The 24,087-nt window shown below is 73.6% G+C and carries 21 protein-coding genes; 11 read left to right on the forward strand and 10 right to left on the reverse strand.

What is annotated here, in order from left to right; translation table 11 throughout:
- Positions 1-35: 35 nt before the first annotated feature.
- From LH044_RS18280 to LH044_RS18290, 3 genes are read right to left on the reverse strand one after another with little or no spacing between them, the layout of a single operon-like run.
- On the reverse strand, positions 36-605 hold the full coding sequence (locus LH044_RS18280; protein ID WP_227757026.1) for a DUF1990 domain-containing protein: 570 nt from the start codon (positions 603-605) through the stop codon (positions 36-38).
- Positions 602-1,492, reverse strand: coding sequence for a sulfotransferase domain-containing protein (locus tag LH044_RS18285; RefSeq protein ID WP_227757027.1), 891 nt, complete (start codon positions 1,490-1,492; stop codon positions 602-604). The genes LH044_RS18280 and LH044_RS18285 overlap by 4 nt, the downstream gene beginning before the upstream one ends.
- A gap of 45 nt (positions 1,493-1,537) precedes the next feature.
- A complete protein-coding gene (locus LH044_RS18290) occupies positions 1,538-2,182 on the reverse strand; it encodes a response regulator (RefSeq protein ID WP_227757028.1) in 645 nt (214 codons plus the stop codon).
- A gap of 168 nt (positions 2,183-2,350) precedes the next feature.
- Between LH044_RS18290 and LH044_RS18295 the strand changes: the two genes are divergently transcribed.
- Positions 2,351-4,030 (forward strand): acyl-CoA synthetase, encoded by a 1,680-nt coding sequence (locus LH044_RS18295; RefSeq protein WP_227757029.1) that lies wholly within the window; start codon positions 2,351-2,353, stop codon positions 4,028-4,030.
- A 76-nt stretch (positions 4,031-4,106) separates the two neighbouring features.
- On the opposite strand, the gene LH044_RS18300 is transcribed toward LH044_RS18295, so the two are convergent.
- Complete coding sequence (locus tag LH044_RS18300) at positions 4,107-4,631, reverse strand: hypothetical protein (RefSeq protein ID WP_227757030.1); 525 nt, start codon at positions 4,629-4,631, stop codon at positions 4,107-4,109.
- A 213-nt stretch (positions 4,632-4,844) separates the two neighbouring features.
- Positions 4,845-5,486: a TetR/AcrR family transcriptional regulator gene (locus tag LH044_RS18305; protein WP_227757031.1), complete on the reverse strand. Its 642-nt coding sequence runs from the start codon at positions 5,484-5,486 to the stop codon at positions 4,845-4,847.
- A gap of 73 nt (positions 5,487-5,559) precedes the next feature.
- On the opposite strand from LH044_RS18305, the gene LH044_RS18310 reads away from it, so the two are divergent.
- The 3 genes from LH044_RS18310 to LH044_RS18320 are packed head-to-tail and all read left to right on the forward strand — an operon-like array spanning position 5,560 to position 8,914.
- The gene (locus LH044_RS18310) at positions 5,560-6,504 is read left to right on the forward strand and encodes a metal-dependent hydrolase (protein WP_227757032.1); all 945 of its coding nucleotides are present in this window, start codon (positions 5,560-5,562) and stop codon (positions 6,502-6,504) included.
- Positions 6,505-6,527: 23 nt separating this feature from the next.
- Positions 6,528-8,072, forward strand: a complete 1,545-nt coding sequence (locus tag LH044_RS18315; protein ID WP_227757033.1) for a flavin-containing monooxygenase — start codon at positions 6,528-6,530, stop codon at positions 8,070-8,072.
- Positions 8,069-8,914, forward strand: coding sequence for an SDR family NAD(P)-dependent oxidoreductase (locus LH044_RS18320; RefSeq protein WP_227757034.1), 846 nt, complete (start codon positions 8,069-8,071; stop codon positions 8,912-8,914). Before LH044_RS18315 ends, LH044_RS18320 begins: the two co-directional genes overlap by 4 nt.
- A gap of 79 nt (positions 8,915-8,993) precedes the next feature.
- Here the strand turns inward: LH044_RS18320 and LH044_RS18325 are convergent, their stop codons facing one another.
- From LH044_RS18325 to LH044_RS18335, 3 genes are read right to left on the reverse strand one after another with little or no spacing between them, the layout of a single operon-like run.
- Positions 8,994-9,764 (reverse strand): ABC transporter ATP-binding protein, encoded by a 771-nt coding sequence (locus LH044_RS18325; RefSeq protein ID WP_227757035.1) that lies wholly within the window; start codon positions 9,762-9,764, stop codon positions 8,994-8,996.
- Positions 9,761-10,558 (reverse strand): ABC transporter permease, encoded by a 798-nt coding sequence (locus tag LH044_RS18330; RefSeq protein WP_227757036.1) that lies wholly within the window; start codon positions 10,556-10,558, stop codon positions 9,761-9,763. The genes LH044_RS18325 and LH044_RS18330 overlap by 4 nt, the downstream gene beginning before the upstream one ends.
- 29 nt (positions 10,559-10,587) lie before the next feature.
- Positions 10,588-11,667: an aliphatic sulfonate ABC transporter substrate-binding protein gene (locus LH044_RS18335; RefSeq protein ID WP_227757037.1), complete on the reverse strand. Its 1,080-nt coding sequence runs from the start codon at positions 11,665-11,667 to the stop codon at positions 10,588-10,590.
- A 178-nt stretch (positions 11,668-11,845) separates the two neighbouring features.
- Here LH044_RS18335 and LH044_RS18340 point away from each other — a divergent pair, with 178 nt between their 5' ends.
- The 5 genes from LH044_RS18340 (at position 11,846) to atzF (ending at position 19,669) form a co-directional block, all read left to right on the forward strand.
- A complete protein-coding gene (locus LH044_RS18340) occupies positions 11,846-12,523 on the forward strand; it encodes a TetR/AcrR family transcriptional regulator (RefSeq protein WP_227757038.1) in 678 nt (225 codons plus the stop codon).
- Positions 12,524-12,764: 241 nt separating this feature from the next.
- A complete protein-coding gene (locus LH044_RS18345; RefSeq protein ID WP_374210642.1) occupies positions 12,765-13,577 on the forward strand; it encodes an urea amidolyase associated protein UAAP1 in 813 nt (270 codons plus the stop codon).
- Entirely contained in the window at positions 13,574-14,194 is a 621-nt protein-coding gene (locus tag LH044_RS18350; RefSeq protein WP_227757040.1) for an urea amidolyase associated protein UAAP2, read from the forward strand. The genes LH044_RS18345 and LH044_RS18350 overlap by 4 nt, the downstream gene beginning before the upstream one ends.
- A complete protein-coding gene (gene uca, locus LH044_RS18355; RefSeq protein WP_227757041.1) occupies positions 14,191-17,925 on the forward strand; it encodes an urea carboxylase in 3,735 nt (1,244 codons plus the stop codon). The genes LH044_RS18350 and uca overlap by 4 nt, the downstream gene beginning before the upstream one ends.
- A complete protein-coding gene (gene atzF / locus LH044_RS18360; protein ID WP_227757042.1) occupies positions 17,918-19,669 on the forward strand; it encodes an allophanate hydrolase in 1,752 nt (583 codons plus the stop codon). The genes uca and atzF overlap by 8 nt, the downstream gene beginning before the upstream one ends.
- A gap of 79 nt (positions 19,670-19,748) precedes the next feature.
- Here the strand turns inward: atzF and dinB are convergent, their stop codons facing one another.
- Positions 19,749-20,954 carry a DNA polymerase IV gene (dinB, locus tag LH044_RS18365; RefSeq protein WP_227757043.1) on the reverse strand — a complete coding sequence of 402 codons (1,206 nt, stop codon included), beginning with the start codon at positions 20,952-20,954 and terminating at the stop codon, positions 19,749-19,751.
- Between the two features lie 123 nt (positions 20,955-21,077).
- Between dinB and LH044_RS18370 the strand changes: the two genes are divergently transcribed.
- Positions 21,078-22,550: an ABC1 kinase family protein gene (locus LH044_RS18370; protein ID WP_227757044.1), complete on the forward strand. Its 1,473-nt coding sequence runs from the start codon at positions 21,078-21,080 to the stop codon at positions 22,548-22,550.
- Between the two features lie 10 nt (positions 22,551-22,560).
- Positions 22,561-23,010, forward strand: a complete 450-nt coding sequence (locus LH044_RS18375; protein WP_227757045.1) for a peroxiredoxin family protein — start codon at positions 22,561-22,563, stop codon at positions 23,008-23,010.
- Here the strand turns inward: LH044_RS18375 and LH044_RS18380 are convergent.
- Entirely contained in the window at positions 22,998-24,050 is a 1,053-nt protein-coding gene (locus LH044_RS18380; RefSeq protein WP_227757046.1) for a LysR substrate-binding domain-containing protein, read from the reverse strand. The genes LH044_RS18375 and LH044_RS18380 overlap by 13 nt on opposite strands.
- Positions 24,051-24,087: the final 37 nt, after the last annotated feature.

The following is a 24,087-nucleotide window of genomic DNA, read 5'->3' on the forward strand; positions in this document are numbered from 1 at the left end:
GTTCCCTTGCCTCAGGCCGGCGGGCTGGTGCTGCCTCAGGCCGGCGGGCTGGTCACCCACGCCTCCAGCGCGTCGAGGTACCGCACGGCCATCCGCCGCTGCAGGTACGCCGGCACCGGGCCGCCGAGCCGCAGCAGCAGGTCGGCCGGCCGGGAGACGGCGTCGACCTCGAACCGCACCCCGTCCTCGGAGCTCGCCACGGTGAAGGACTCCCATCCCGAGACGGGGTGGCCGGGGAGCGTGGCGTAGGTGAACCCCCAGCGGTCGGGGCGGTCGACGACGTCGACGACCCGGCACGACGCCAGCACCCACCCACCGGCCTGGCGGGTCACGATCGCGACGTCGCAGCCGACCGCCGGCTCGACGTCCGCCGGCACGACCTCCACCCCGGCGCCGCGGTGCGCGGCCCAGGCCCGCAGGCCGGCGCGGGCGCGCTCGAACGTCGCGTCGCCGACGCCGATCGTGCGCTCGGCCCGGAGCCGGCGGAACCCGGCGGGGACGGCCCCGCGCCGGTGGTCGGACGGCGGCGCGCTGGGCGCGACCGCCGCACGCTCGGCCAGGTACCGCTCGATGCGCGCCGTGCCCGGTCGGCGGAGCGAGATCACCGCCGCACCGCCTCGGCCGCGACCGGCGCGTGCAGCCACGCGAGCAGCTCGGCGTCGGCGAGCTCCCCGGCCCGGCGGTGGTAGCGCGTCAGCTGCTCGTCGGTGCAGGCGGCGACGCCCTCACCCGATCGCCCGGTCCGGAAGAAGCGCTGCTGGTCCCGCAGGACGCCGAGCCGATCGGGCACGGTGGCCGCCGGGTCGCGTCGCATCGCGTCGAACGACGCGGCCTCGACCAGCGCCGGCCACCGGGCCTCGTCGACCTCCACCCCCAACCGTCGCGCCAGCGCGCGCATGCCGCCGTCGAGATCCGCCTCGAGGTCCTCGTACCGGACCAGGACGACGTCGGTCCCGGCCGCCCGCGACCGCGCGTCGGCGAGGTGGTGGAGGTTGCCGGCCAGCGTGTCGAGCTGGTCCCGCGGGTCGGTGGGGTCGTCGATCCAGCGGTCGATCCACTCGCGCTCGGATCCGACCTCGGGCGCGGCCGTCCGCCGTCCGCTGAGCTCGGCGAAGCGGTCGCGATCGATGTTGCGGGCGTGGTGCAGCAGCGAGACCGCGACGTCGAGCGGGTGGCGGCCGACGACCACGTACGTGACCCGGTCGTCGAGGGGGAGGCCGTCGAGCGGCGTGTGGGTCTTGATCACCCGGCGGTGCGCCTGCGCATCGAGCCGGTGCCGGACGACGTCGACGGGCTCGACGTCCCAGTCCAGCCACGGCGACAGCACCGACAGCGGCGCCGGGAGCTCGGGCGTCCCGTGCACGAGCAGGGCGCAGATCATCTGGGCCCAGGTCGTGCCGCACTTCGAGCGGGTGCTCACGACGACGTCGCCGGGTCGGTGCTCGAACCCCAGCCAGCGCTCGTTCGCCTCCGACCCGTACTGCGTTGGCACGCGCCGACGGTACCCCCGCCGGGGCGGCGGCGGCCGGTGGCGGACTCAGCGGCGCTGGCGCTCCGCGCGCCGCGCCGCGAAGACCGCGGCCTCGGTGCGGCGGCTCATGCCCATCTTGGCGAGGAGGTTCGAGACGTAGTTCTTGATGGTCTTCTCGGCCAGGTACATCTCGTCGGCGATCTGGCGGTTGGTCAGCCCGTCGGCGAGCAGGTCGAGGATGCGCCGCTCCTGCGGCGTGAGGTGCTCGAGGCGCTCGTCCTCCTCGGGGCCCCGCCGGAGGCGCGCCGCGGCACGCTGGCGGAGCACCGGGTCGATGAGCGACTGACCGGCGGCGACCCGCTCCACCGCCTTCACCAGGTCCGAGCCCCGGACCTGCTTGAGGACGTAGCCGGACGCGCCGGCGACGACGGCGTCGAGCAGCGCGTCGTCGTCGGGGAACGAGGTCAGCATCAGGCAGGCGAGCTCGGGGCGCGCCGAGCGGAGCTCCCGGCAGAGCTCGATGCCCGTGCCGTCGGGCAGCTGCACGTCGAGCACGGCCACGTCGGGTGCGACGCCGGGCACGGCGTCGAGCGCCTCGGCGACCGTGCCGGCCTCGCCGACGACGTCGACGTCACCCGACGCCTCGAGCAGGTCGCGCACGCCCCGTCGGACGACCTCGTGGTCGTCCACCAGGAACACGGTGATGGTCATGGGCAGATCCTGTCGGGTGGTGTCGGGGTCCGTGGACACAGGCTGCCGCGCCGGCGGCGTGGGGGACAGGGCCGAAGGTCCCGGAGCCGTCGAGCGCCGCCGGAGGAGCACCCACTGCCCCTCGGGCGGCTTCTGACGGTCCGTCAGATCCGTCGCTACTGTTGGCCCATGACATCCGGCACACCAGATCGAGACCAGTTCGACCTCGCCACGGTGAGCGAGGTCGTGGCGGCGGCCGTTCCCGATCGTGAGGCGATCATCTTCGGCGACCGACGCCTCACCTATGCGGACCTGGCGGAGCGCACCCGCCGCCTCGCGTCCTACCTCCACGACCACGGCGTGGGCTGCCACACCGAGCGCTCCGAGCTGCAGCCGCACGAATCCGGCCAGGACCACGTCGCGCTCTACCTCTACAACGGCAACGAGTACATCGAGGGCATGCTCGGCTGCGTCAAGGCCCGGGCGGTGTCGTTCAACGTCAACTACCGCTACGTCGCCGAGGAGCTCCGCTACCTGTTCGACAACGCGTCGGCCCGCGGCGTGATCTACCACTCGACCTTCGCACCGGTCGTGGCCGAGCTCCTGGCCTCGATGACGGACGAGGAACGCGACCGCATCGCCGTGCTGCTGCAGGTCGACGACGGATCTGGCGAGGCGCTCCTGCCCGGGGCCGTCGACTACGAGGAGGCGCTCGCCGCGTCGGACCCGGCCGGTCCCGGCCTCACGCCGTCGCCCGACGACCTCTACATCGTCTACACGGGGGGCACGACCGGCATGCCGAAGGGCGTGCTCTGGCGCTCGCACGACATCTTCATGAACGCGATGGGCGGCAAGGAGGTCGGCACCTGGATCGAGGTCGGCTCCTACGACGAGATCGCCGAGCGGGCTCGCAGCAACGCGGGGTTCCGGCTCATGACGTTGCCGCCCCTCATGCACGGTGCCGCCCAGTGGGCCGCGTTCATGATGCTCAACGCGGGTTCGACGCTGATCGTGCCGCAGTCGCGCAACATGGACCCGGCCGAGGTGTGGACCCTCGTCGAGCGCGAGGGCATCCAGTCGGTCGTGGTCGTCGGCGACGCGATGGCGCGCCCGCTGCTCGAGGAGCTGCAGCGCGGGAGCTACGACACGTCCTCGCTGTTCGTGCTCGGCAACGGCGGCGCCGCGTTCAGCGCGGCCCTGAAGGAGGAATTCCTCGAGCTGCTGCCGGACCTGATGATCAACGACTCGCTCGGCTCCTCCGAGACGGGCGCCCAGGCCTCGACGCTGTCGACCAAGGGCGGCGTGTCGGCGGCCGAGTTCCAGCCGGGCCCCGGCGCCACGGTGGTGAGCGAGGACCTGTCCTCGGTGCTGGAGCCGGGCCACGAGGGGATCGGCTGGTCGGCCCAGTCGGGGGCGGTGCCGCTCGGCTACCTCGGCGACGCCGCGAAGACGGCGGCGACCTTCCCGACGATCGAGGGCGTGCGGTACTCGGTGCCGGGCGACCGGGCGATCTGGCGGCCCGACGGCGTGATCGAGCTGCTGGGCCGCGACTCGCAGTGCATCAACTCGGGTGGGGAGAAGATCTTCGTCGAGGAGGTCGAGCAGGCGATCATCTCGCACCCCGACGTCGCCGACGTGCTGGTGTGCGGGCGGCCCAGCGAGCGCTGGGGCAACGAGGTCGTGGCGGTCGTCCAGCTCGCCGAGGGCGCGACCGCGGACGAGGACTCGCTGGCGCGGCACGCCAACGGCTCGATCGCCCGCTACAAGCTGCCCAAGGCGTGGATCGTGGTCGACCGCGTGCAGCGGTCGCCCTCGGGCAAGGCCGACTACCGCTGGGCCAAGGAGCTCGCCGCGTCCTCCGCGGGCTGAGCCGGTCCCCCCCCCGTGGCGCACCGGCCGGAGCCGGCGGGCCACGGGACTGCAGGGCGGGGGGTGCTCCCTCCGGCTAGAGCTGGACCGTGATCGGGTCGAGCGGGATGTCGATCGGGATGCTGGCCAACCCGAACAGGTCGATGTAGGTCGTGATCACGAGCCCCGACAGCGTGAGCTGCATGCTGCCGAGGTCGAGCTGGCCGGTGACGACCACGTCGACCGGCGGCAGGTTGAGCGGGATGCCCGAGCCGGTGCTCGAGCAGATGAGGATCCCGGGCAGGATCGCCTGGATCGCCGGCAGGTGCACCTGGATGTTCGGCACCGTGATCACGCCGGTGAGCTGCACGTTGACGCCGGGGATGGTGGCGGTGGCGCCGGTGATCGAGATCCCCGGCGGCGTGTAGCCGATCGGGCAGCCGAGGAAGTCCTGGGTCTGCGGGGTCTGGTCGGTCGCGATCGGCGGGAGCGCGATCGTCCCGCCGACGGCGATGTCGATGCCCCCGTTCGGGCTGGGCGAGCAGGCGGCGGCCACGAAGGCCAGCGCGACGGCGACCGCGACGATCGGTCCTCGGCGCCGTCGGCCCCTCGGGGTCGTCACGGCGCGGGTCGTTTCGGTGTTCACGGCTTCCCTCCAGCTGGATCGCATCGCGGTTCGTGGCTCCCCCGCCACGCTGTGTGACTCGCGTCACGCAGGCCCGGTGACCAGGGATACCCCATGTGGCTCGCCGCTACCACTGCCGGTCTCGCCGCCCGGAACGAGCGCCGCTCCGAGGGCGCCCGGGTCGGGCGCGCTCCGAGGGGTCCGGGTGCGTCAGGCGCGGGGCGGGTCGATCGCCGCGGCGATCACCGCGAGCACCTCGGGCGCCCGCTCTGCCGTGATCGTCGGACCCAGCTGCACGACCGACATGAGGATCGACAACACGATGCTGACCAGCCCGTCGGCGATCCGGTCGGGGTCGATGTCGGCGCGCACGTTGCCGGTCAGCTGGTCGGCGCGGAGTCGCTCGGCGCAGACCTTGCGGACCTCGGCGAGCGCCGGGATGTCGAGCACCCGGACGGTGACCTCGGGTTCCAGGCCGGCCAGCAGCCGGCGGGCGAGGGGGTGGCGGTCCACCGTCTCGACCAGCGTGACGATGAGCCGCGACTGCCAGTCCTCGATGGCCGGGTCGTCGAGGACGCGGAGGAACCCCTCGTCGATCACGCCCGCCGCGTCCTCGTCGACCGCCGCGAGGAACAGCGCCTCCTTGTTGGGGAAGTACGAGTAGGCGACGGTCCCGCCGACGCCGGCGTCGCGGGCGATGTCGGCCACCGAGGTGGACCGGTAGCCGTCGCGGCCGAACCGCTCGATGGCGGCGGTCAGGATCGAGCGGCGGGTCTGGGCCCCCTTGCCGTCGGGGACCGGCTCCCGCCGGAGGGTGCGGGGCGTGGCGCTCGGTCGTGCGACATCGGTCACGACCCGCAGTGTAGCGGCATCGTCACCGAAATGAGGGATTGAGCGATTCTCTCAGATCATCTAGGGTGGCGGTGTGAGCGACTTGATGGATCGAACCCAGGGAACCACCGCCGACGCCGATCCCGCCGACGCCGCGGCCGTGCCCGCCCGCAACGTGCCGACGCGCCGCATCTCGTTCGAGGAGCGGCTGGCGGAGGTGCCCAAGTACTTCGCCGCCGACGAGGACCTCCTCAACAGCCACCTCGCGGTCGCCCTGTCCTCGGTGTTCCCCGACGGTGAGGACTTCTTCGTGCGGTCGGTGCGCCACTACCGCGGCGAGCTGACCGATCCCGAGCTCAAGCGGCAGGTCGCCGGCTTCATCGGCCAGGAGGCCACCCACGGACGGGAGCACCGGGTCTTCAACGACCGGCTGGACCAGCTCGGCTACCCGGCCAAGGAGGGGGAGTGGATCACGCGCAAGCTGCTCGGCCTGCGCTCGAAGGTCGCCCCCGCCTCGTCCAACCTCGCCGCCACCGCCGCGCTCGAGCACTTCACCGCGACCCTCGCCGAGCAGCTGCTCAGCGACGAGGCCATGCGTGAGCTCTTCGGCGACGCCGCCGTGCGCGACCTGTTCCTGTGGCACGCGCTCGAGGAGTGCGAGCACAAGGCGGTCGCGTTCGACGTCTACAAGGCCGTCGGCGGCAGCGAGCGCATGCGGGTGTGGACCATGGTCGCCCTGCGCTACGGCTTCGTCGGCTCGATGGCCCTGTCGATCGCCCTCTCGGTGGCGCGGGACAAGGGGGCCTACGAGAAGGGCCGGCTGCGGACGAGCTGGCGGCGCTTCAAGCGCAACCCGCTCCTCCAGCGCCACGTGTGGGAGCGGCTGAAGGACTACGACCGGCCCGACTTCCACCCCGACGACCACGACACCGACGCACTGGTCGCGGAGTGGCGCGAGCGGCTGTTCGGCGACGCCGGCGAGCTGAACGACCTGCTCGTGGGCCGGTCCGCGCCCGCCGCTCCGACCGAGCGGGCCTGAGCGTGGAGCGCGAGGCTGGGCCGATGGCCCACGACGCCTCCTCGACCCCGGAGCACCTCGACGTGCTCATCGTCGGTGCCGGGCTGTCCGGCATCGGCGCCGCCCACTTCCTGCAGACCGAGTGCCGCTGGGCCACGTTCGCGCTCTTCGAGGCGCGGGACTCGATCGGGGGCACCTGGGACCTCTTCCGCTACCCGGGCATCCGGTCCGACTCGGACATGTTCACGTTCAGCTACTCGTTCCGGCCGTGGCAGGGCGAGAAGTCGATCGCCGACGGCGACACGATCCTCCAGTACCTGAAGGACACCGCGGCCGAGGAGGGCATCGACCGCCACATCCGGTTCGGGCACCGCATCACCCGGGCCGAGTGGTCGACAGAGGAGGCGCGCTGGACGGTGACCGCCGAGCGCGCCGACACCGGCGAGCCGGTCGTCGTCACGTGCTCGTTCCTGTACTCGTGCACCGGCTACTACCGCTACGACCGCGGCTACCTCCCCGACTTCGAGGGGATGGACGACTTCGGCGGCACCCTGGTGCACCCGCAGTTCTGGCCCGAGGACCTCGACGTCGCCGGCCGGCGGGCGGTCGTGATCGGCAGCGGCGCCACCGCCGTGACCCTGGTCCCGTCGCTCGCGGCGCTCGGCGCGCAGGTCACCATGCTCCAGCGCTCGCCGACCTACGTGGTCGCCCTGCCCAACCGCAACCCGCTCGCCGACGGGCTCCGCAAGGTCCTGCCGCCGTCGGTGTCCGGGCCGATCCTCCGCTGGATGCTGTCGCTCGGCACCCTCGCCAGCTACCAGCTCAGCCGCCGTCGCCCCGAGCTGGTGAAGAAGGCGCTGCGCCGCCGACTCGAGAAGCAGCTCCCCGAGGGCTTCGACATCGACACGCACTTCACGCCGACCTACGACCCGTGGGACCAGCGCCTGTGCGTCGTGTCGAACGGCGACATGTTCACGGCCATCTCCGAGGGCACCGTCGACGTCGTCACCGACCACGTCGAGCGCTTCACCCCCGACGGCATCCGGCTCCGGTCGGGCCGGGAGCTGCAGGCCGACGTGGTCGTGGCCGCCACCGGGCTCGACCTCCTGTTCATGGGCGGCATGGACGTCATCGTCGACGGCGACAAGGTCGACCCGGCCGACCGGCTCGCCTACAAGGGGATGATGCTGGACGGCGTGCCGAACCTGGCGATCGCGGTCGGCTACACGAACGCGTCGTGGACGCTGCGCGCCGACCTGATCAGCGAGTACGTGACGCGGCTGCTCAACCACATGCGCCGCACCGGGATGCGCCAGTGCACGCCGACGCCGGCCGACGCCGACACCGAGCGCGCGCCGCTGCTCGGCCTCACCTCCGGGTACGTCACCCGCAGCGCCGACCGGTTCCCCAAGCAGGGCAGCCGGTCGCCGTGGAGGGTCGACCAGAACTACGTGTACGACTACCGCCAGATGCGGCGCAGCGACGTCGTCGACCCCGAGATGGTGTTCTCCAACCCCCGCCCGGCGAGCGCCGCCGGCCGGGCGACGGTGGGGCAGGGGACGGCGGGATCGATCGGGAGGGCATCGTGAAGGAGCTCCGCGGCCGCGTCGCCGCCATCACCGGGGCCGGCTCCGGCATCGGCCGGGCCCTCGCCGTCGACCTCGCCCGTCGCGGCACGCACCTCGCGCTGACCGACATCGACACCGACGGGCTGGCCGCCACCGTGGCGGAGTGCGAGGGCTACGGGGTCAAGGTCACCTCGCAGCGGCTCGACGTGGCCGACCGCGACGCGATCTACGAGTGGGCCGCGACGGTCCCCGCCGAGCACGGCCACGTGAACCTGCTGTTCAACAACGCCGGGGTCGCCCTGGTCGCCGACATCGCCACGATGTCCGACGAGGACCTCCACTGGCTCGTCGACATCAACCTCTGGGGCGTCGTCAACGGGTGCCGCGCCTTCCTGCCCCACCTCGAGGACTCGGGCGAGGGCCACATCGTCAACCTGTCGAGCGTGTTCGGGCTGCTGAGCATCCCGTCGCAGTCGGCCTACAACATCTCGAAGTTCGCGGTCCGGGGCTTCTCCGACGCGCTGCGGATGGAGCTCGAGATCGCCCGCAGCTGCGTGTCGGTCACGACCGTGCACCCGGGCGGGGTGAAGACCAACATCGCCCGGCGTGCCCGCCAGGACCCGGCGACCGCCGCGCCGGTGAAGCCGGGCCAGGACCTCGGCGAGGCGTTCGACCGTATCGCCCGCACGACGCCCGAGGCCGCGGCGGAGCAGATCCTGGCCGGCGTCGAGCGCAACCGGCGGCGGGTGCTGGTCGGGGCCGACGGGACGTTCCTCGACCTCGTGTCCCGGCTGCCCGCCGGCCTCTCCCAGAGGGTGCTCGTGCAGGGCGCCCGGCTCGACCGCCGCCGCAACCGCCGCTGACCTGCTCGCCCCACCCCACGCTCTGTCACGGCTGGCGGTGCCGAACGGCACCGCCAGCCGTGACAGAGCGGGTCGGGGCTCAGCCCAGGAGGTCCGAGAGCTCGTCGCGGAGGTCGAGGAAGCGCGGGTCGCGCTTGATCGACGCGCCGCGCTGGCCGCCGAACGGGATCTCGACCTCCTCGGCCATGCGGCCGGGGCGGGGGCTCATCACGTACACGCGGTTCGAGAGGTAGACGGCCTCCTCCACGTCGTGCGTGACCATCAGGATCGTGACGCCGGTGCGGGCCCACACACCGAGCAGGAAGTCCTGCAGGTGGCGCTTCGTCTGCGCGTCGAGCGCGCCGAACGGCTCGTCGAGCAGCAGCACGTCGGGCTCGGGGGCCAGCGCACGGGCGATCGCGACGCGCTGGCGCATGCCGCCCGAGAGCTCCTTGGGCAGTGCGTCGGCGAACTCGGTGAGCGACATGATCCCGAGCAGCTCCTCGACGCGCTCGGCGCGCCGCTGCTTCGACCACCCGGCGACCTGCAGGCCCCACCCGATGTTCCCGGCGACCGTCGCCCACGGGTAGAGCGAGTAGGCCTGGAAGACCATCCCGCGGTCGGCGCCCGGGCCGATCACCAGGTCGCCCTCGACGCGCACCTCCCCGGAGGTCGCGGTCTCGAGCCCACCGATGATCGACAGCAGCGTCGACTTGCCGCACCCCGACGCCCCGAGCAGGCACACGAGCTCGCCGTCCTCGACGTGCAGGCTCACGTCGTCGAGCGCGAGCACCTCGCCGGACCGGCCGCCGAAGCGCTTGGTCACGCCGTCGACCACGAGCTTGCCGGTGCGGCCGGCGGCGCTCGTCACGACCGGGCCCACGGTGCGCTGCGGTTGCGCAGCCAGCGCAGGAAGAGGTCGGAGCACAGGCCGATCAGGCCGAAGACGACGAGCAGGGCGAACATCTTGTCGACGGCCCGGAACCGCAGCGCCCGGTTGATCTGGTAGGCGAGGCCGGAGTCGGCTGCGAGCAGCTCGGCCACGACGAGCATGAGCCACGCCGCGGCCAGGTTGACGCGGGCGGCGTCGATCAGGCCCGGGACCGACCACCGGAGCACGACGCGCCGCATGACCGTCCACCGTCGGGCGCCGAGGGTGTAGGACGCGTCGATCAGCTCCCGGGGGACCGATCGGGCGACGTCGGCCATCATCAGGATGTTGAAGAAGGCCGTGCCGATGATGATCAGCCAGATCTTCGGCGCCTCGCCGAGGCCGAGCCAGAGCAGGAACACCGGGGTGAGGGCGCTGGCGGGGATGTAGCGGAGGAAGCCGACCGGCGCCTCGAAGAACGACTCGAAGCTGACGAAGGTCCCGATCAGCAGGCCGAACGCCACGCCGAGCGCCACCGAGATGCCGTAGCCGACGACGATGCGCACGCCGGACGCCCACGCGTCCTCCCAGAGCGTGCCGTCCGAGGCGAGCTCGCGGAGCGCGGTGAGCGTGGCGGGGGGCGTCGGCAGCACCTGCGGCCGGGCCATCCGGACCGCGAGCAGCCACCACCCGCCGAGCACCACGACGATGCCGAGGAGCCCGAGGCCCCACCGCCACGGCGAGGCGATGCCGCTGCGGATCCGCAGCAGGTGGGACTGGGCGTGCCCTCGCACGCCCGGTCCCGCTGCCAGCGTCGTCACCGTCAACCGCCCGCCGTCGTGGTCGTGGCGCCGGTCGAGGCCTTCTCCGTGAACTCGGGGAGGAAGAGCTCCGACAGGTCGGCCTCCTCCTCGGCCAGCCCCGACTCGACGAGGAACGGGTTGATGCGCCGGGCCATCTCGGGCAGCGACGTGGGGTCGCCGGCCCGGTCCTCGAAGGCGTTCATCGCCTGCTCCCGGGTGAAGAGCGTCGTGCCGGCGTCGAACTCCGCGTACTCGGCGTCGCTCACCCCGGCCTTCTCGGCCATGATCGAGCGGGCCTCCTCCGGGTTGGCGGCGATCCACTCGAGCGTGGCGTACCAGGCGTCGACGAGGGCCTGCATCGCCTCGGTGTCGCCGGCCGCCTCGGCGGTGGCCACGAGGTGGTCGGGGATCACGCCGGGGAAGTCCTTCGAGCTGAAGAGCACGTGGGCGCCCGGCCGCTCCATCGCCTGGACGGTGAACGGGGCGAACACGCCGACGCAGTCGAACTCACCGCCGGCGAACGCCGCAGCGGCGGCGTCGGTCTTGACGCCCTTGAACTCGATGTCGTCCTCGGTCAGGCCCTCCTCGGTGAGGCCCTGCAGGAGCAGGAAGTGGTCGACGACGCCGGCCTCGGCGGCGACCGTCTTCCCCTTCATGTCCTGGACGGACGTGATCGACTGGTCGCAGATGATCTGGTCGTTGCCGGTGGAGTTGTCGTTGACGACCACGACCCGCTGGTCGGCGCCCGAGGCGACGCCGAAGATCGTGTCGTTCAGCGTCTGCGCGTTGACGTCGACCTGGCCCGCGACGAGGGCGTCGAGCGAGGCCGTGTAGTCCGTGAAGTACTTGAGGTCCACGTCGAGCCCGTGCTCGGCGAAGATGCCCTTCTCGTCGGCCACGGCGAGCGGGAACCACCCGGGCCAGGCGGAGTAGCCGATCGTCAGCGCCATGTCGCCGCCGGACCCGCCGGCGGTGGTCGTGGCGCCGTCGGCGCTGTCGTCGTCGCCGCAGGCCGCTGCGGCGAGCGCCACGACGGCCAGCAGCGCCACGAGCAGCGCAGCGGGGCGGCGACGGCCCGAGGGTCGGGGAGTGGTGGTCACGGTGTGCTCCTGAGGGGTCGGTCCGCCGTCGCGGCGCTCGGTCGACGACCCGGAACGTACGGAGCTTGTGTTTCCTCCTCGTTTCGCCGCCGCGAACCGGCCGTGTCGATTTCGATGACGACTCGAAACCTTCGACGTCGGGCGCAGCGCCCGAGCGCGGGGGCGGTACTGTCGGGTCATGGCGACCGGTGCCGACGAGCCGCGACGGGTGGGCCGTCCTCGTGCCGGCGGCCGCGCCCGGAGCGGGCTCGACCCGGTCGAGGAGATCCTCCAGGTGGCCGGCGAGCTGTTCGGCGAGCACGGCGTGGCCGGCACGTCGATGACCCGGATCGCCCAGGCCGCCGGCCTGCGCCAGTCGTCGCTCTACTACTACTTCTCCTCCAAGGAGGAGCTGCTGGCGGCGCTCGTGGCCCGCGCCAGCGTCGTCCCGCTCGAGCTGCTGCGACGGGTCATGGCGGACGGCGGCTCCCCGGCGACGCAGCTGTACCGCTTCGTGCGCGGCGACGTGACCGCGCTCACCCGGCTCCCGCTCGACATCAACGAGGTCCACCGCCTGGCGCGCCACGACGCCGAACGGTTCGCCGGCTACTGGCGCGACCGCGAAGCGCTCGTGCGGCTGCTGTCGGGCCTCGTGCGGACGGGGGTCGAGGAGGGCGAGCTCCGCGAGGTCGACCCGCGGCGGGCCGCCCTGACGGTGATGGCCACCGACGAGGGCTCGCAGAACTGGTACCGCGGCCGCACGCGCCCGCCGCTCGACGTCGTCGCCTGCGAGGTCGCCGACGTCGCGGTGGCCGGCCTGCTGGCCGAGGGCACGCCGCTCGAGGCGATCCGCGCGAAGGCGCTCCCGTTCGACTGATCGGGCTGCGACGGCTCGATCCGCCCCCCGTCGCGTGAACGCTCCGTTACGGCTCGGAGAAGCGACGCGCTCGGCGTTGACCGCGGGGCGGCGCAGGCCCTTCACTGTTGTTTCGATACGTCGTCGAAATGCGCCGTCACCGGCCGGCCACGAGGAACGAGGAGCGCGAGTGGGAGCGGACGACCAGCCACCGGAGGGATCGACCGCCACGACGTGGGCGGCTCGCGACCACGCGCGGGCGATGGGCACGACCCGGGTCCGCACGCAGCCCACCGTCCCGGCCGGCGACGCGAGCGACCTGCCGGAGGGGGTCGAGCCGGCCGACGTGGTGTGGGCCGAGGTGCTCGACGGCGGCGGAGCGACGGCCAAGGTCCTCGCCCGGGGCACGCACCTGATGGTCGAGGACACCGACGGCGACGGCTGCGTCGGCCTCCTGGTGCACCGCGCCGACCAGACGGCGGAGCGGCTCAACATCGCCGACACGGTGAAGGTGCAGTGGCAGGCGTACCCGACCGCCGGGTCGCTCCTGCTGTCGGACCTCGGGAGGGTGATGATGGCGGTCGTCGAGGACACCTCCGGTCGCCACGACGCCTTCTGCGGGACGTCGAACCGGTCCACCAACGAGCGCCGCTACGGCGACGGCGAGGTCGACGGACCGAACCCGAACGGGCGGGACCGGTTCGCGGTCGCCCTGATCAAGCAGGGCCTCGACCGTCGCGACGTCGCTCCCAACCTGACGCTGTTCAAGGGCGTGACGGTGGCCGACGACGGGACGATCGCCCTCGACGCGGTCCCGGCCGCCCCGGGCACCCGCGTCGTCCTGCGGGCGGAGATGGACGTGCTGGTGACGCTGGTGGACGTCCCGCACGTCCTCGACGACCGGCCGGACTACACCGTCACGCCGGTCCGCATCCTGGCCTGGCGCGGCGAGCCCGCCGCCCCCGACGACCCGGTGCGGAACGCGACGCCGGAGGGGCTGCGGGCGTACCTGAACACCGAGGACCTCTACGCCGCAGCGGCCCCAGCGGCGGGGAGCGGGAGGACCGCATCGTGACCGGCGAGATCGTGTTCGACGAGACGGTCCGGGCCCGGGCGCCGTGGTCCCACGTGGTGCGGGCCGGCGAGACGCTGCGGATCACCGACCTCGGCGGCAACCAGGCGGTGGACTGCCTCATCCACGACGCGCACGATCCGCGCGAGCGCTACAGCGCCCCCGACACGATGGCCGCCCAGCGCAACATCTTCCTGACCCCGGGCACGGTGCTGCTGTCGAACGAGGGCCGTCCCCTGATGACGCTGGTCGACACGACGTGCTCCCGCCACGACACGATCGGCGGGGCGTGCTCGAAGGAGTCCAACACGCTGCGGTACGGCCACCACACGTGGCACCAGCACGCGTGCGTCGAGAACTTCGTGCTGGAGCTGTCGCGCCACGGGCTGACCAAGCGGGACATCCAGTCGAACATCAACTGGTTCATGAACGTGCCGGTCGAGCACGACGGCTCGCTCGGGATCGTCGACGGGATCTCGGCGCCGGGGCTGTGGCTCGACCTCCGCGCCGAGCGCGACGTCCTCGTCGTGGTGTCGAACTGCCCGCAGATCAACAACCCGTGCAACGGGTTCGATTCGACGCCCGTGCAGATGACGATCACGCGGCCGGTGGGCTCGTGAGCGGCCCGAGCGGCGCGCCGTCCGGCGCGTTCGAACGCGTGCTGGTCGCCAACCGGGGCGAGATCGCGTGCCGGGTGCTGCACACCCTCCGGCGCATGGGCATCGGCACCGTGGCCGTCTACTCCGACGCCGACCTCGGCTCGCCCCACGTCGCCATGGCGGACCGTGCCGTCCGGCTGGGCCCGGGCCCGGCGCGCGAGAGCTACCTCGACCTCGACGCCCTCCTGTCGGCCGTGCGCGGGTCGGGTGCGCAGGCCGTCCACCCGGGCTACGGCTTCCTGTCGGAGAGCGCCGAGCTGGCGGCTGCGCTCGAGCGCGAGGGCGTGACGTTCATCGGCCCGACGCCCGAGCAGCTGCGGGTGTTCGGCCAGAAGCACCTGGCCCGCGACGCGGCGGCGGCCGCCGGCGTGCCGCTGCTCGCGGGCTCCGGGCTGCTCGGCTCGCTCGACGAGGCGCTCGAGCGCGCCTCCGAGGTGGGGTACCCGGTGATGCTGAAGGCCGTGGCCGGCGGCGGCGGGATCGGCATGACCGTGTGCGACGACGCCGCCTCGCTGCGGGACTCGTTCGAACGGGTCCAGCGGCTGGGCGAGGCGAACTTCGGTTCCGGCGGCGTGTTCCTGGAGCGCTACGTCGCCCGCGCCCGACACGTCGAGGTCCAGGTCTTCGGCGACGGCGAGGGCGATGCCGTCACGCTGGGGGAGCGCGACTGCTCGCTGCAGCGCCGCAACCAGAAGGTGTTCGAGGAGACCCCTGCGGCGGGCCTCCCCGGCGAGGTCCGCACGCTCCTGCACGACGCCGCACGGGAGCTGGCCGCATCCGTGCGCTACCGGTCGGCGGGCACGGTCGAGTTCCTCGTCGACGCGGACCGCTTCGACGTCTCGTTCCTCGAGGTCAACGCGCGGCTGCAGGTCGAGCACCCGGTGACCGAGGCGGTGTGGGGCGTCGACCTCGTCGAGTGGATGGTGCGGCTCGCCGCCGGCGACGCGGACCTCCTCGAGCGGTGGCGGGCGTCGGACCCCCAGCCCCGGGGCCATGCGATCGAGGCCCGGCTGTACGCCGAGGACGCCGCTCGCGACCACCGTCCCTCGGCGGGCGTGCTGACCCGCGTCGTGTTCCCCGACGACGCCTCACGGTTCGAGCCGGCCCCGGTCGGCGAGGCCGGCGCCGCGCCCCGGGTCGATACGTGGGTCTCGACCGGGACCGAGGTCACCCCGCTCTACGACCCGCTGCTGGCCAAGGTCATCGCGCTCGGGACCGACCGGGAGGAGGCGGCGGACCGGCTGTCCGACGCGCTCGCCCGCACGCACCTGGACGGGCTCGAGACCAACCTCGGGCTCCTGCGGTCGGTGCTGGGCACACCGCTGCTGCGCGCCGTGCCGGCCACGACGGCCGACCTCGACGCCGTCCCGGTGCCGTCGCCGACGATCGAGGTCCTGGAGCCCGGGACGATGACGACGGTCCAGGACCACCCCGGGCGGCTCGGCCACTGGGACGTGGGTGTGCCGCCGTCCGGACCGATGGACGACCTGTCGTTCCGGCTCGCCAACCGTGCGCTCGGCAACCCGCCGTCGGCCGCCGGGCTCGAGCTCACGCTGTCCGGGCCGACCCTTCGGTTCCGGGAGGGGGCGGTGGCCTGCCTGGCTGGCGCCCCGATGCCGGTCACGCTCGACGGGGTCGAGGTCCAGTACTGGCGACCGTTCGCGGTGCCCGCCGGTGGGGTGCTCGCCATCGGCACCGGGAGCGGCCCCGGGCTGCGGGCGTACCTGGCGGTCCGGGGCGGACTCGACGTGCCCACCTACCTGGGGAGCGCCGCCACCTTCACGCTCGGCGGCTTCGGTGGGCTCGGCGGCCGGGCGCTGCGGTCCGGCGACGTCCTCCGCGTCGCCCCGGTCGCCGCGGGGTCGACCGATCCGGCACCGGTCCCCGAGGCCGACCGGCCGACGCTCACCTCGGCGTGGGAGCTGCAGGTCACGATCGGGCCGCACGGCGCGCCGGACTTCTTCACCCGGGAGGACGTCGACCGCGTGCTCGCGGCCGAGTGGAAGGTCCACCACAACTCGTCCCGGACCGGCGTCCGGCTCGTCGGGCCCAAGCCGACGTGGGCCCGGCCCGACGGCGGCGAGGCCGGCCTGCATCCCTCCAACATCCACGACACGCCGTACGCCGTGGGCTCGGTCGACTTCACCGGCGACATGCCGATCCTGCTCGGCCCCGACGGCCCGAGCCTCGGCGGCTTCGTCTGCCCGGCGGTGGTGTGCGAGGCCGAGCGGTGGAAGCTCGGCCAGCTCCGCCCGGGCGACACGGTCCACCTCGTGGCCGTCGACGCGGCCAGGGCGGCCGAGCTCCGCCGCCGTCGTGATGCCGCGGTCGGCGCCAGCGCCGATGACGGCGGTGCACCGGCGGGCGACGACGGAGCGACCGCCCCGACGCCGACGGTCCCGCCGGTCGGGGCGGCGGTGCCCGACGGCGTGCTGCACCGGGAGCCGCCGAGCCACGACCGCCACGAGCTCGTCCTCCGCCGCGCCGGCGACGACAACCTCCTGGTCGAGTACGGGCCGATGGTGCTCGACCTCGAGGTCCGCCTCCGCGTGCACACGCTCCACCGGTGGCTCGAAGCCCGGCGCATCCCGGGGATCGTCGACCTGACGGCCGGCATCCGATCCCTGCAGCTCCACGTGGACCCGTCGGTCCTGAGCGTCGAGCGCGCCGCCGACCTCGTGCTCGAGGCGCAGGACGAGCTGCCGCGCACGGACGAGATCGAGGTCCCGTCCCGGGTCGTGCACCTGCCGCTGTCGTGGGACGACCCGGCGACCCGCGAGGCGATCGAGCGGTACATGACCTCGGTCCGCGACGACGCGCCCTGGTGCCCCTGGAACATCGAGTTCATCCGCCGGATCAACGGGCTCGCGTCGACCGACGACGTGCGCCGCACGGTCTTCGACGCCAGCTACCTGGTCCTCGGGCTCGGCGACGTCTACCTCGGCGCGCCGGTCGCGACGCCGCTCGACCCGCGCCACCGGCTCGTGACGACCAAGTACAACCCGGCCCGGACCTGGACGCCGGAGAACGCGGTCGGCATCGGCGGCGCGTACCTCTGCATCTACGGCATGGAGGGCCCGGGCGGGTACCAGTTCGTCGGCCGGACGCTGCAGGTCTGGAACCGCTACGGCCGGACCGGGCCCTTCGAGGGAGAGGAGCGCTGGCTCCTCCGGCTGTTCGACCAGATCCGCTGGTACCCCGTCGAGGCGGACGAGCTGCTCGAGATGCGGGCCGCGTTCCCGCACGGGCGCGTCGAGGTCGAGGTGGAGGAGACCACGTTCCGCCTCGCCGACCACCGACGCACCCTCGAGTCCGAGGCGGCCTCGATCGAGGCGTTCCGATCGCGCCAGCAGGCCGCGTTCGCGGCCGAGCGCACGGCCTGGCGGGCGGCGGGGGAGTTCGACCGGACCGACGACGAGCCCGCGCCCGTCGCCGCCGGCGGGGCGGCCGACGACGTCGGCGCCGGGCCGGGTGAGTCGGTCGTGCGCTCGCCGATGGCGGCCAACGTGTGGCGGGTCGAGGTCGAGGAGGGCCAGGTGGTGGAGCCCGGCCAGGTGCTCGTCGTGCTGGAAGCGATGAAGACCGAGACGCCGGTCGCCGCGACCGCCGCGGGGACGGTCCGGCGGGTGGTCGCTGCGCCCGGCACCCTGGTGGAGGCAGGCTCTGCGCTGGTGGTGATCGCCGATGCATGACCGACAGGTGCCGACGCCGGCCGGCGTGGAGGAGCGGGTCGCCGCGTCCCTGCGCAGCATCGCGGCGTGCGACCGGCCGGAGATCTGGATCCACCCGCCCGACCACGACGCCGTCCTGGCCGAGGCCGCCGGCGTGGCCGGCCGGCTGGCGGCGGGCGAGCACCTGCCGCTCGCCGGTGCGACGGTGGCCGTCAAGGGCAACATCGACGTCGAGGGGTGGCCGACGACCGCCGGCTGCCCGTCCTACGGCACGATCCCCGAGCGATCCGCCACCGTGGTCCGGCGCCTCCGCGAGGCCGGGGCGGTGGTCGTCGGCGCCACCAACATGGACCAGTTCGCGACCGGCCTGGTCGGCACGCGATCGCCGTACGGGGTCGTCCGCAACGCGGTGCTGCCCGACCACATCTCCGGTGGCTCCTCGTCGGGGTCGGCCGTCGCGGTGGCGCTCGGGCTGGTCGACCTCGCGCTCGGCACCGACACCGCCGGCTCGGGTCGCGTCCCCGCCGCCCTCAACGGCATCGTCGGCCTCAAGCCGACCCGGGGCTGGGTCAGCGGCGCGGGCGTCGTCCCGGCCTGCCGGTCGCTCGACTGCGTGTCGGTGTTCGCCCGCGACGTGTCGGGCGCGCTGCAGGCGGTGGGGATCATGGCCGCGGAGGACCTCGACGATCCCTGGAGCCGGGCCCGGGGACCGGTGCCGGACCCGGTCGACCCGAGCGGCTACGGCGCAGTGATCGGCGTGCCCGACGCCGCGACCCTGGCCGCCGACCCGGACCTGGATCCCGAGCTGCGGGCCGCGCTGCTCGCCCGCGCCGACCGCCTGTCGGACCTGGGCCACCGCGTCGTCGAGCTCGACCTCACGCTCTTCCTCGAGACGGCGACGCTGCTCTACGGCGGCGGGTTCGTGGCCGAGCGCTACGACGCCGTGGGCCGGTTCGTCGACGGGCACCCCGACGAGGTGGACCCGGTCGTCGGACCGATCATCTCGGCGGCGGGTCGCATCCCCGCCCACTCCTTCGCCGCCGACCTGACGCGGCTCGCCGACCTCGCGCACCGGTCGGCTCCGACGTGGAGCGTCGTCGACGCCCTCCTGATCCCGACGATCCCCCGGGCGTTCACGATCGCCGAGGTGCAGGCCGATCCGGTGCGGACGAACTCGGTCCTCGGCCGCTGGACCAACTTCTGCAACCTGCTCGACCTGGCGGCGCTGTCGCTGCCGGCCGGCCGCCGCTCCGACGGTCTGCCCGTCGGCGTCACCCTGACCGGGCCGGCGTGGAGCGACCGGCGCCTGGCCCGCATCGGCGCCGAGCTCATCGGCGAGGCCGGACCGGTCGCGGCGCCGACGCCGCCGACCCAGCCCGGCCCGGTCCAGGTCGTGGTGGTCGGGGCCCACCTCCGGGGCCAGCCGCTCGAGCACCAGCTGCTCGACCGTGGCGGCCGGTTCGTGGCCGCCACGACCACGGCACCCCACTACCGGATGCACCTGCTCGACGGCCCGCTCCCCAAGCCCGGGCTCGTCCGGGTCGCCGAGGGGGGCGTGGCGCTCGACGTCGAGGTCTGGGAGCTCGGGGCCGCCGACTTCGGCGACTTCGTCGCGTCGGTGGCGCTGCCCCACTCGATCGGCCGCGTCCGCCTGGCCGACGGGTCAGAGGTGCCGGGGTTCCTCTGCGAGCCCGCAGCGCTGGCCGGCGCACCCGACATCAGCGACCACGGCGGCTGGCGGGCCTTCCTCCGGGCCCGCTCCTGACCGCCGTCTCCGGACGGGCCGTCCGGGACGGGCCCGTCGAGGACGGGCCTCGCGAGGACGAGCCGGGCCCCAGCGGGCATCAGGGATCGGGGTCCTCGTCGTCGAGCGTGGGCATCTCGATGCCGGCGGATCGGCCGACCATCGCGGTTCGGCCGATCGCGTCGGTGCCGAAGCGCTGCCGCACCTCGTCGAGCGCCCGGTCGAGGTCGTGGGTGGCGCGCCGGTCGAACGGCAGCGGGAGCTGGACGGCCGCGTCGTCCTGGAGGCCCGACACCGACACGCCGACGAGCGTGAGCCCTCGTTCCTCGATGAGCTCGCGCGCTGCCCCCATCAGGTGCCGGAGCTCGGCGAGGACCACCGACGTGTCGGCGGTGGGGTGGGGGAGCGTGCGCGACCGGCTGGCCCGCGTGAAGTCCCCGAAGCGCAGCCGCAGCACGACGACGCGGCCGACGCGACCGGCCTCGCGCATGCGGCGGGTGACGCGGTCGACCAGCCCGACCAGCGCCAGGTCGAGGTCGTGCTCCGAGCCCGCCCACCGCCCGAGGGCCCGCTGCGCCCCGATCGAGCGGCGGCGTCGGCCCGTCCGCACCGGGCGCGGGTCCTCGAGGTGGGATAGCGCGTGCAGGTGCCGGGCCGACGCCGGGCCGAGCATCGACGTCAGCGCCGCCCGCTCGACCGCCGCGAGCTGGCCGACGGTGGTGATGCCGCGCGCCCGAAGCTTCTCGGACGTGACCGGGCCGACGCCCCACAGGCGCTCGACGGGCAGCGGGTGCAGGAACGCCTCCTCGTCGTCGGGCGGGACCTCGAGCAGACCGTCGGGCTTGGCGACGGCGCTCGCGACCTTGGCCAGGAACTTCGTCCGGGCGACGCCGACGGTGATCGGCAGGCCCACCTCGTCGGCGACGCGGCGGCGGAGCGTGCCGGCGATGGCGACCGGCGTGCCGGCGGTGCGGGCCAGCCCGCCGACCTCGAGGAAGGCCTCGTCGATCGAGATGCCCTCGACGAGCGGCGTCGTGTCCCGGAACACCTCGAACGTGTCCTTGCTCGCCTGGACGTAGGCGCTGAACCGCGGCGGGACGACCACGGCGTGGGGGCAGCGGCGCATGGCCTCGCGGCCGCCCATGGCCCCCTGCACGCCGAACGCCTTCGCCTCGTAGCTCGCCGCCAGCACGACGCCGCCGCCGACGATCACCGGGCGGCCCCGCAGCGCCGGGTCGTCGCGCTGCTCGACCGAGGCGAAGAAGGAGTCGAGATCGGCGTGGAGGATGGTGGCGCGCCCGTCCATCGAACATGTGTTCTACTCGCGCACCCCGACGCCCCGCTGCCCGGACGCCCCCGGCCCGGGCCCGGGAGCGGGGACCGCAGCCGTCTTGGGTCCGTCGGGCCCCACCTGCAAGGCTCCTCCGCCATGGACGGCGCGTCGGACGGGGGCCTCGGCGACGGAGCGGGGACCTTCCGCGGCCCGTTCGCGGACGGGCCCCCGGCGGCAGCGCTGCACGTCGACGCGCCACCGCTCCAGGCGGTCCGGCTGGTCGACATCTGGCGGTCGGTCGTGGTCGTGACCGTGCTGTCGTGGTCGGTGCTGGCGGCGCTGGCCGGCCGGGCGCTGCGCCGGCGCCGGACCCCGGTCGTGCGCACCGCGTGCGACGGGCTGGTCGACGGGTTCATCCGCCTCGGCCCCACGTTCGTCAAGGCGGGCCAGATCATCGCCAGCTCCGGCAGCATGTTCCCAGCGGTGCTCGCCGACGCGGCCCGCCGGTGCCTCGACGAGGTCCCGCCGTTCCCGGCCGAGCAGGTCCGGGCGACGGTCGAGGCGGATCTCGGCGCGCCGGTGCGCGAGGTCTTCGCCAGCTTCGACGACGAGCCGCTGTCGGCGGCGTCGATCGGCCAGGTCCACGCCTGCACGCTGCGTGACGGCCGCACGGCGGTGGTCAAGGTGCAGCGGCCCGACATCCGCGAGCAGATGGCGACCGACCTGCGCAACATGTACAGGATCGCCGCGGTCATCGAGTGGACGCCGTGGGGCCGGACGTCGGGCGCCCGCGGCATCATCCGCGACCTCCACTCGGTGACCTTCCGGGAGCTGAACCCGGCGCTCGAGGCGCACCAGCAGCAGGTGTTCCGGGACAACATCGGCGCCTTCGGCGACAACACGATGATCACGGCGCCCGAGGTCTACTGGGACCACTGCGGTCCCCGGACGATCTGCATGCAGCGCGTCCACGGGATCCCGATGGACCACTTCGACGAGCTGGTCGCACGCGGCATGGACGGCCAGTCGATCCTCCGGCGCGGTGCCAAGGTCTGGGCCGAGGCGGCGATGGTCCACGGCCCGTTCCACGGCGACATGCACGCCGGCAACATCTGGGCGCTCGACGACGGCCGGGGCTGCTACCTCGACTTCGGGATCATGGGCGAGCTGTCCCCCGAGTGGCGGTCGGTGCTCAAGGACCTCTTCTTCACGTGCGCCTTCGACCTCGACTTCACCCGGGTGGCCAAGGCCTACCGCGAGGTCGGTGCCATCCCCTCCGACATGGGCTCCGACGAAGAGCTGGGCGCGTTCCTCAACATGGTGCTCGGGCCGATGCTCGCCGACGGGTTCGGCAGCATCGACGTGGCGGCGCTGGTGGCGCAGTCGCTCGAGATGCTCAAGACCTACAAGGCGTCGATCCCCCAGGAGCTGGCGCTGATCGCGAAGCAGCTCCTCTACATCGACCGCTTCACCAAGTTCCTGGCCCCGGACTACTCGGTCACGGCCGACCCCTACATCGTCCAGAACATCTTCCCGGAGGAGGCCCGGGCCAAGGCGGCGGAGCTCGGCGTCGTGCTCGACGACACCGATCCCGCCTTCGCCGGGGTGGGCCGCGTCGCCGAGGGGTAGGTGCGGGCCCATGAGCCCCGAACCACCCGACCCCCACGGCGGTCCCGGCGAGGTCCTGGCCAGCACCGGTGGCCGCGTCGACCTCGATCGCATCATCGGCCGCATCCCGGTCGTGCTCGTCTTCCTGGAGCCGCCGGGCGACGAGGCGTCCCGGCAGGCGCTCCAGGGCATGGGCAGCCACCTCGTGGACTTCGGGCGCGACCGGGTGCAGCTGCTCGCGGTCGCCAAGCGGACCCAGGCCGACGTCGAGGCGCTCGAGTCCGAGGTGCCGGGCAACGTGCGGATCCTGGCCGATCCCGCCGGCGCGCTGGCCGACCGCTACGGCGGCGCCTACGTCGAGGGTCAGCCCACCACGGTGCTGATCGACGTCCGCGGCAACGTCACCGCCGTGTGGCACGACGAGCCGGGCCCCGACCTGGCCGTGGACCTGCTGCGCCGGATCGACGCCTACGAGGAGTGAGCCGCCACCGCGGCGGCGACCGGCGGCGCCGGCGTGCCGGGACCGCCCGGCGCATCGGGACCGCCCGACGCGTCGGGACCGCCTGACGCATCGGGACCGCCTGACGCATCGGGACCGTCGGGTGCGGTCGACGGCAGCGTGTCGACCAGGCCGGGCGGCAGGTCGCGGAACACCGCCGCGAGCTGCGGGAGCAGGTCGCCGTACGTGGTGCTCGTCCGCCAGAACATCGCGATCGTCCGGCTGGGCACCGGGTCGCTGAAGCGCAGCAGCCGGATGTCGGGCTGCTCGGGCACCGGAGGTCGGACCGCCAGCTCGGGCAGGAGCGTCACGCCGACGCCGGCCGCCACCATCTGGCGCAGCGTCTCGAGGCTGGTCGCCCGGAAGCCCCGACGCTCCGAGGCGCCGCCGACCTGGCAGACGCTGAGCGCCTGGTCGCGCAGGCAGTGGCCCTCCTCGAGGAGCAGGACCTGCTCGCCGGCGAGCACCGAGACGTCGACCGGTCCGTCGTGCGCGGCGAGCGGGTGGTCGGCCGGGACGGCGAGCAGGAAGTCCTCGGTGAACAGCGGCTCCTCGTGCAGGCGGTCGTCGTTCACGGGCAGCGCCAGGACGCCGACGTCGAGGGCCCCGTCGGCGAGGCGCTGCAGCACCACCTCGGTCTTCTCCTCGACCAGGAGGAGCTCGACCTTCGGGAGGCGATCGCGCACGTTGGGCACGACGTGGGGGAGCAGGTAGGGGCCGAGGGTCGGGAACAGCCCGACGCGCAGCGTCGCCGTCGACGGGTCGGCGGCGTGCCGGGCGATGTCCCGGATGTCCGCGGTCTCGCGGAGCACGACCCGCGCCCGTTCGACGACGGCCTCGCCGGCCGGGGTCAGCATCACGCCGCTGCGGCTGCGCTCGACGAGCGTCACGCCCAGCTCCTGCTCCAGCTTCTTCAGCTGGGTGGAGAGCGTGGGCTGGCTCACGAACGTGGCCTCGGCGGCCCTGCCGAAGTGGCGGTGGTCGGCGACCGCCACCAGGTACTCGAGCTCACGCAGGTTCACGGTGGCCCTCCTGTCGGCTCCGGGATGTGCCGCTCCG

Source organism: Dermatobacter hominis (assembly GCF_020715685.1).
Classification (GTDB): Bacteria; Actinomycetota; Acidimicrobiia; order Acidimicrobiales; family Microtrichaceae; genus Dermatobacter; species Dermatobacter hominis.

Coding starts and splice junctions, on each gene's coding strand:
- LH044_RS18290 (WP_227757028.1), bottom strand. CDS start 2,182: ATGACCATCACCGTGTTCCTGGTGGACGACCACGAGGTCGTCCGACGG.
- LH044_RS18295 (WP_227757029.1), top strand. CDS start 2,351: ATGACATCCGGCACACCAGATCGAGACCAGTTCGACCTCGCCACGGTG.
- LH044_RS18315 (WP_227757033.1), top strand. CDS start 6,528: ATGGCCCACGACGCCTCCTCGACCCCGGAGCACCTCGACGTGCTCATC.
- LH044_RS18340 (WP_227757038.1), top strand. CDS start 11,846: ATGGCGACCGGTGCCGACGAGCCGCGACGGGTGGGCCGTCCTCGTGCC.
- LH044_RS18345 (WP_374210642.1), top strand. CDS start 12,765: ATGGGCACGACCCGGGTCCGCACGCAGCCCACCGTCCCGGCCGGCGAC.
- atzF (WP_227757042.1), top strand. CDS start 17,918: ATGCATGACCGACAGGTGCCGACGCCGGCCGGCGTGGAGGAGCGGGTC.
- dinB (WP_227757043.1), bottom strand. CDS start 20,954: ATGGACGGGCGCGCCACCATCCTCCACGCCGATCTCGACTCCTTCTTC.
- LH044_RS18370 (WP_227757044.1), top strand. CDS start 21,078: ATGGACGGCGCGTCGGACGGGGGCCTCGGCGACGGAGCGGGGACCTTC.
- LH044_RS18375 (WP_227757045.1), top strand. CDS start 22,561: ATGAGCCCCGAACCACCCGACCCCCACGGCGGTCCCGGCGAGGTCCTG.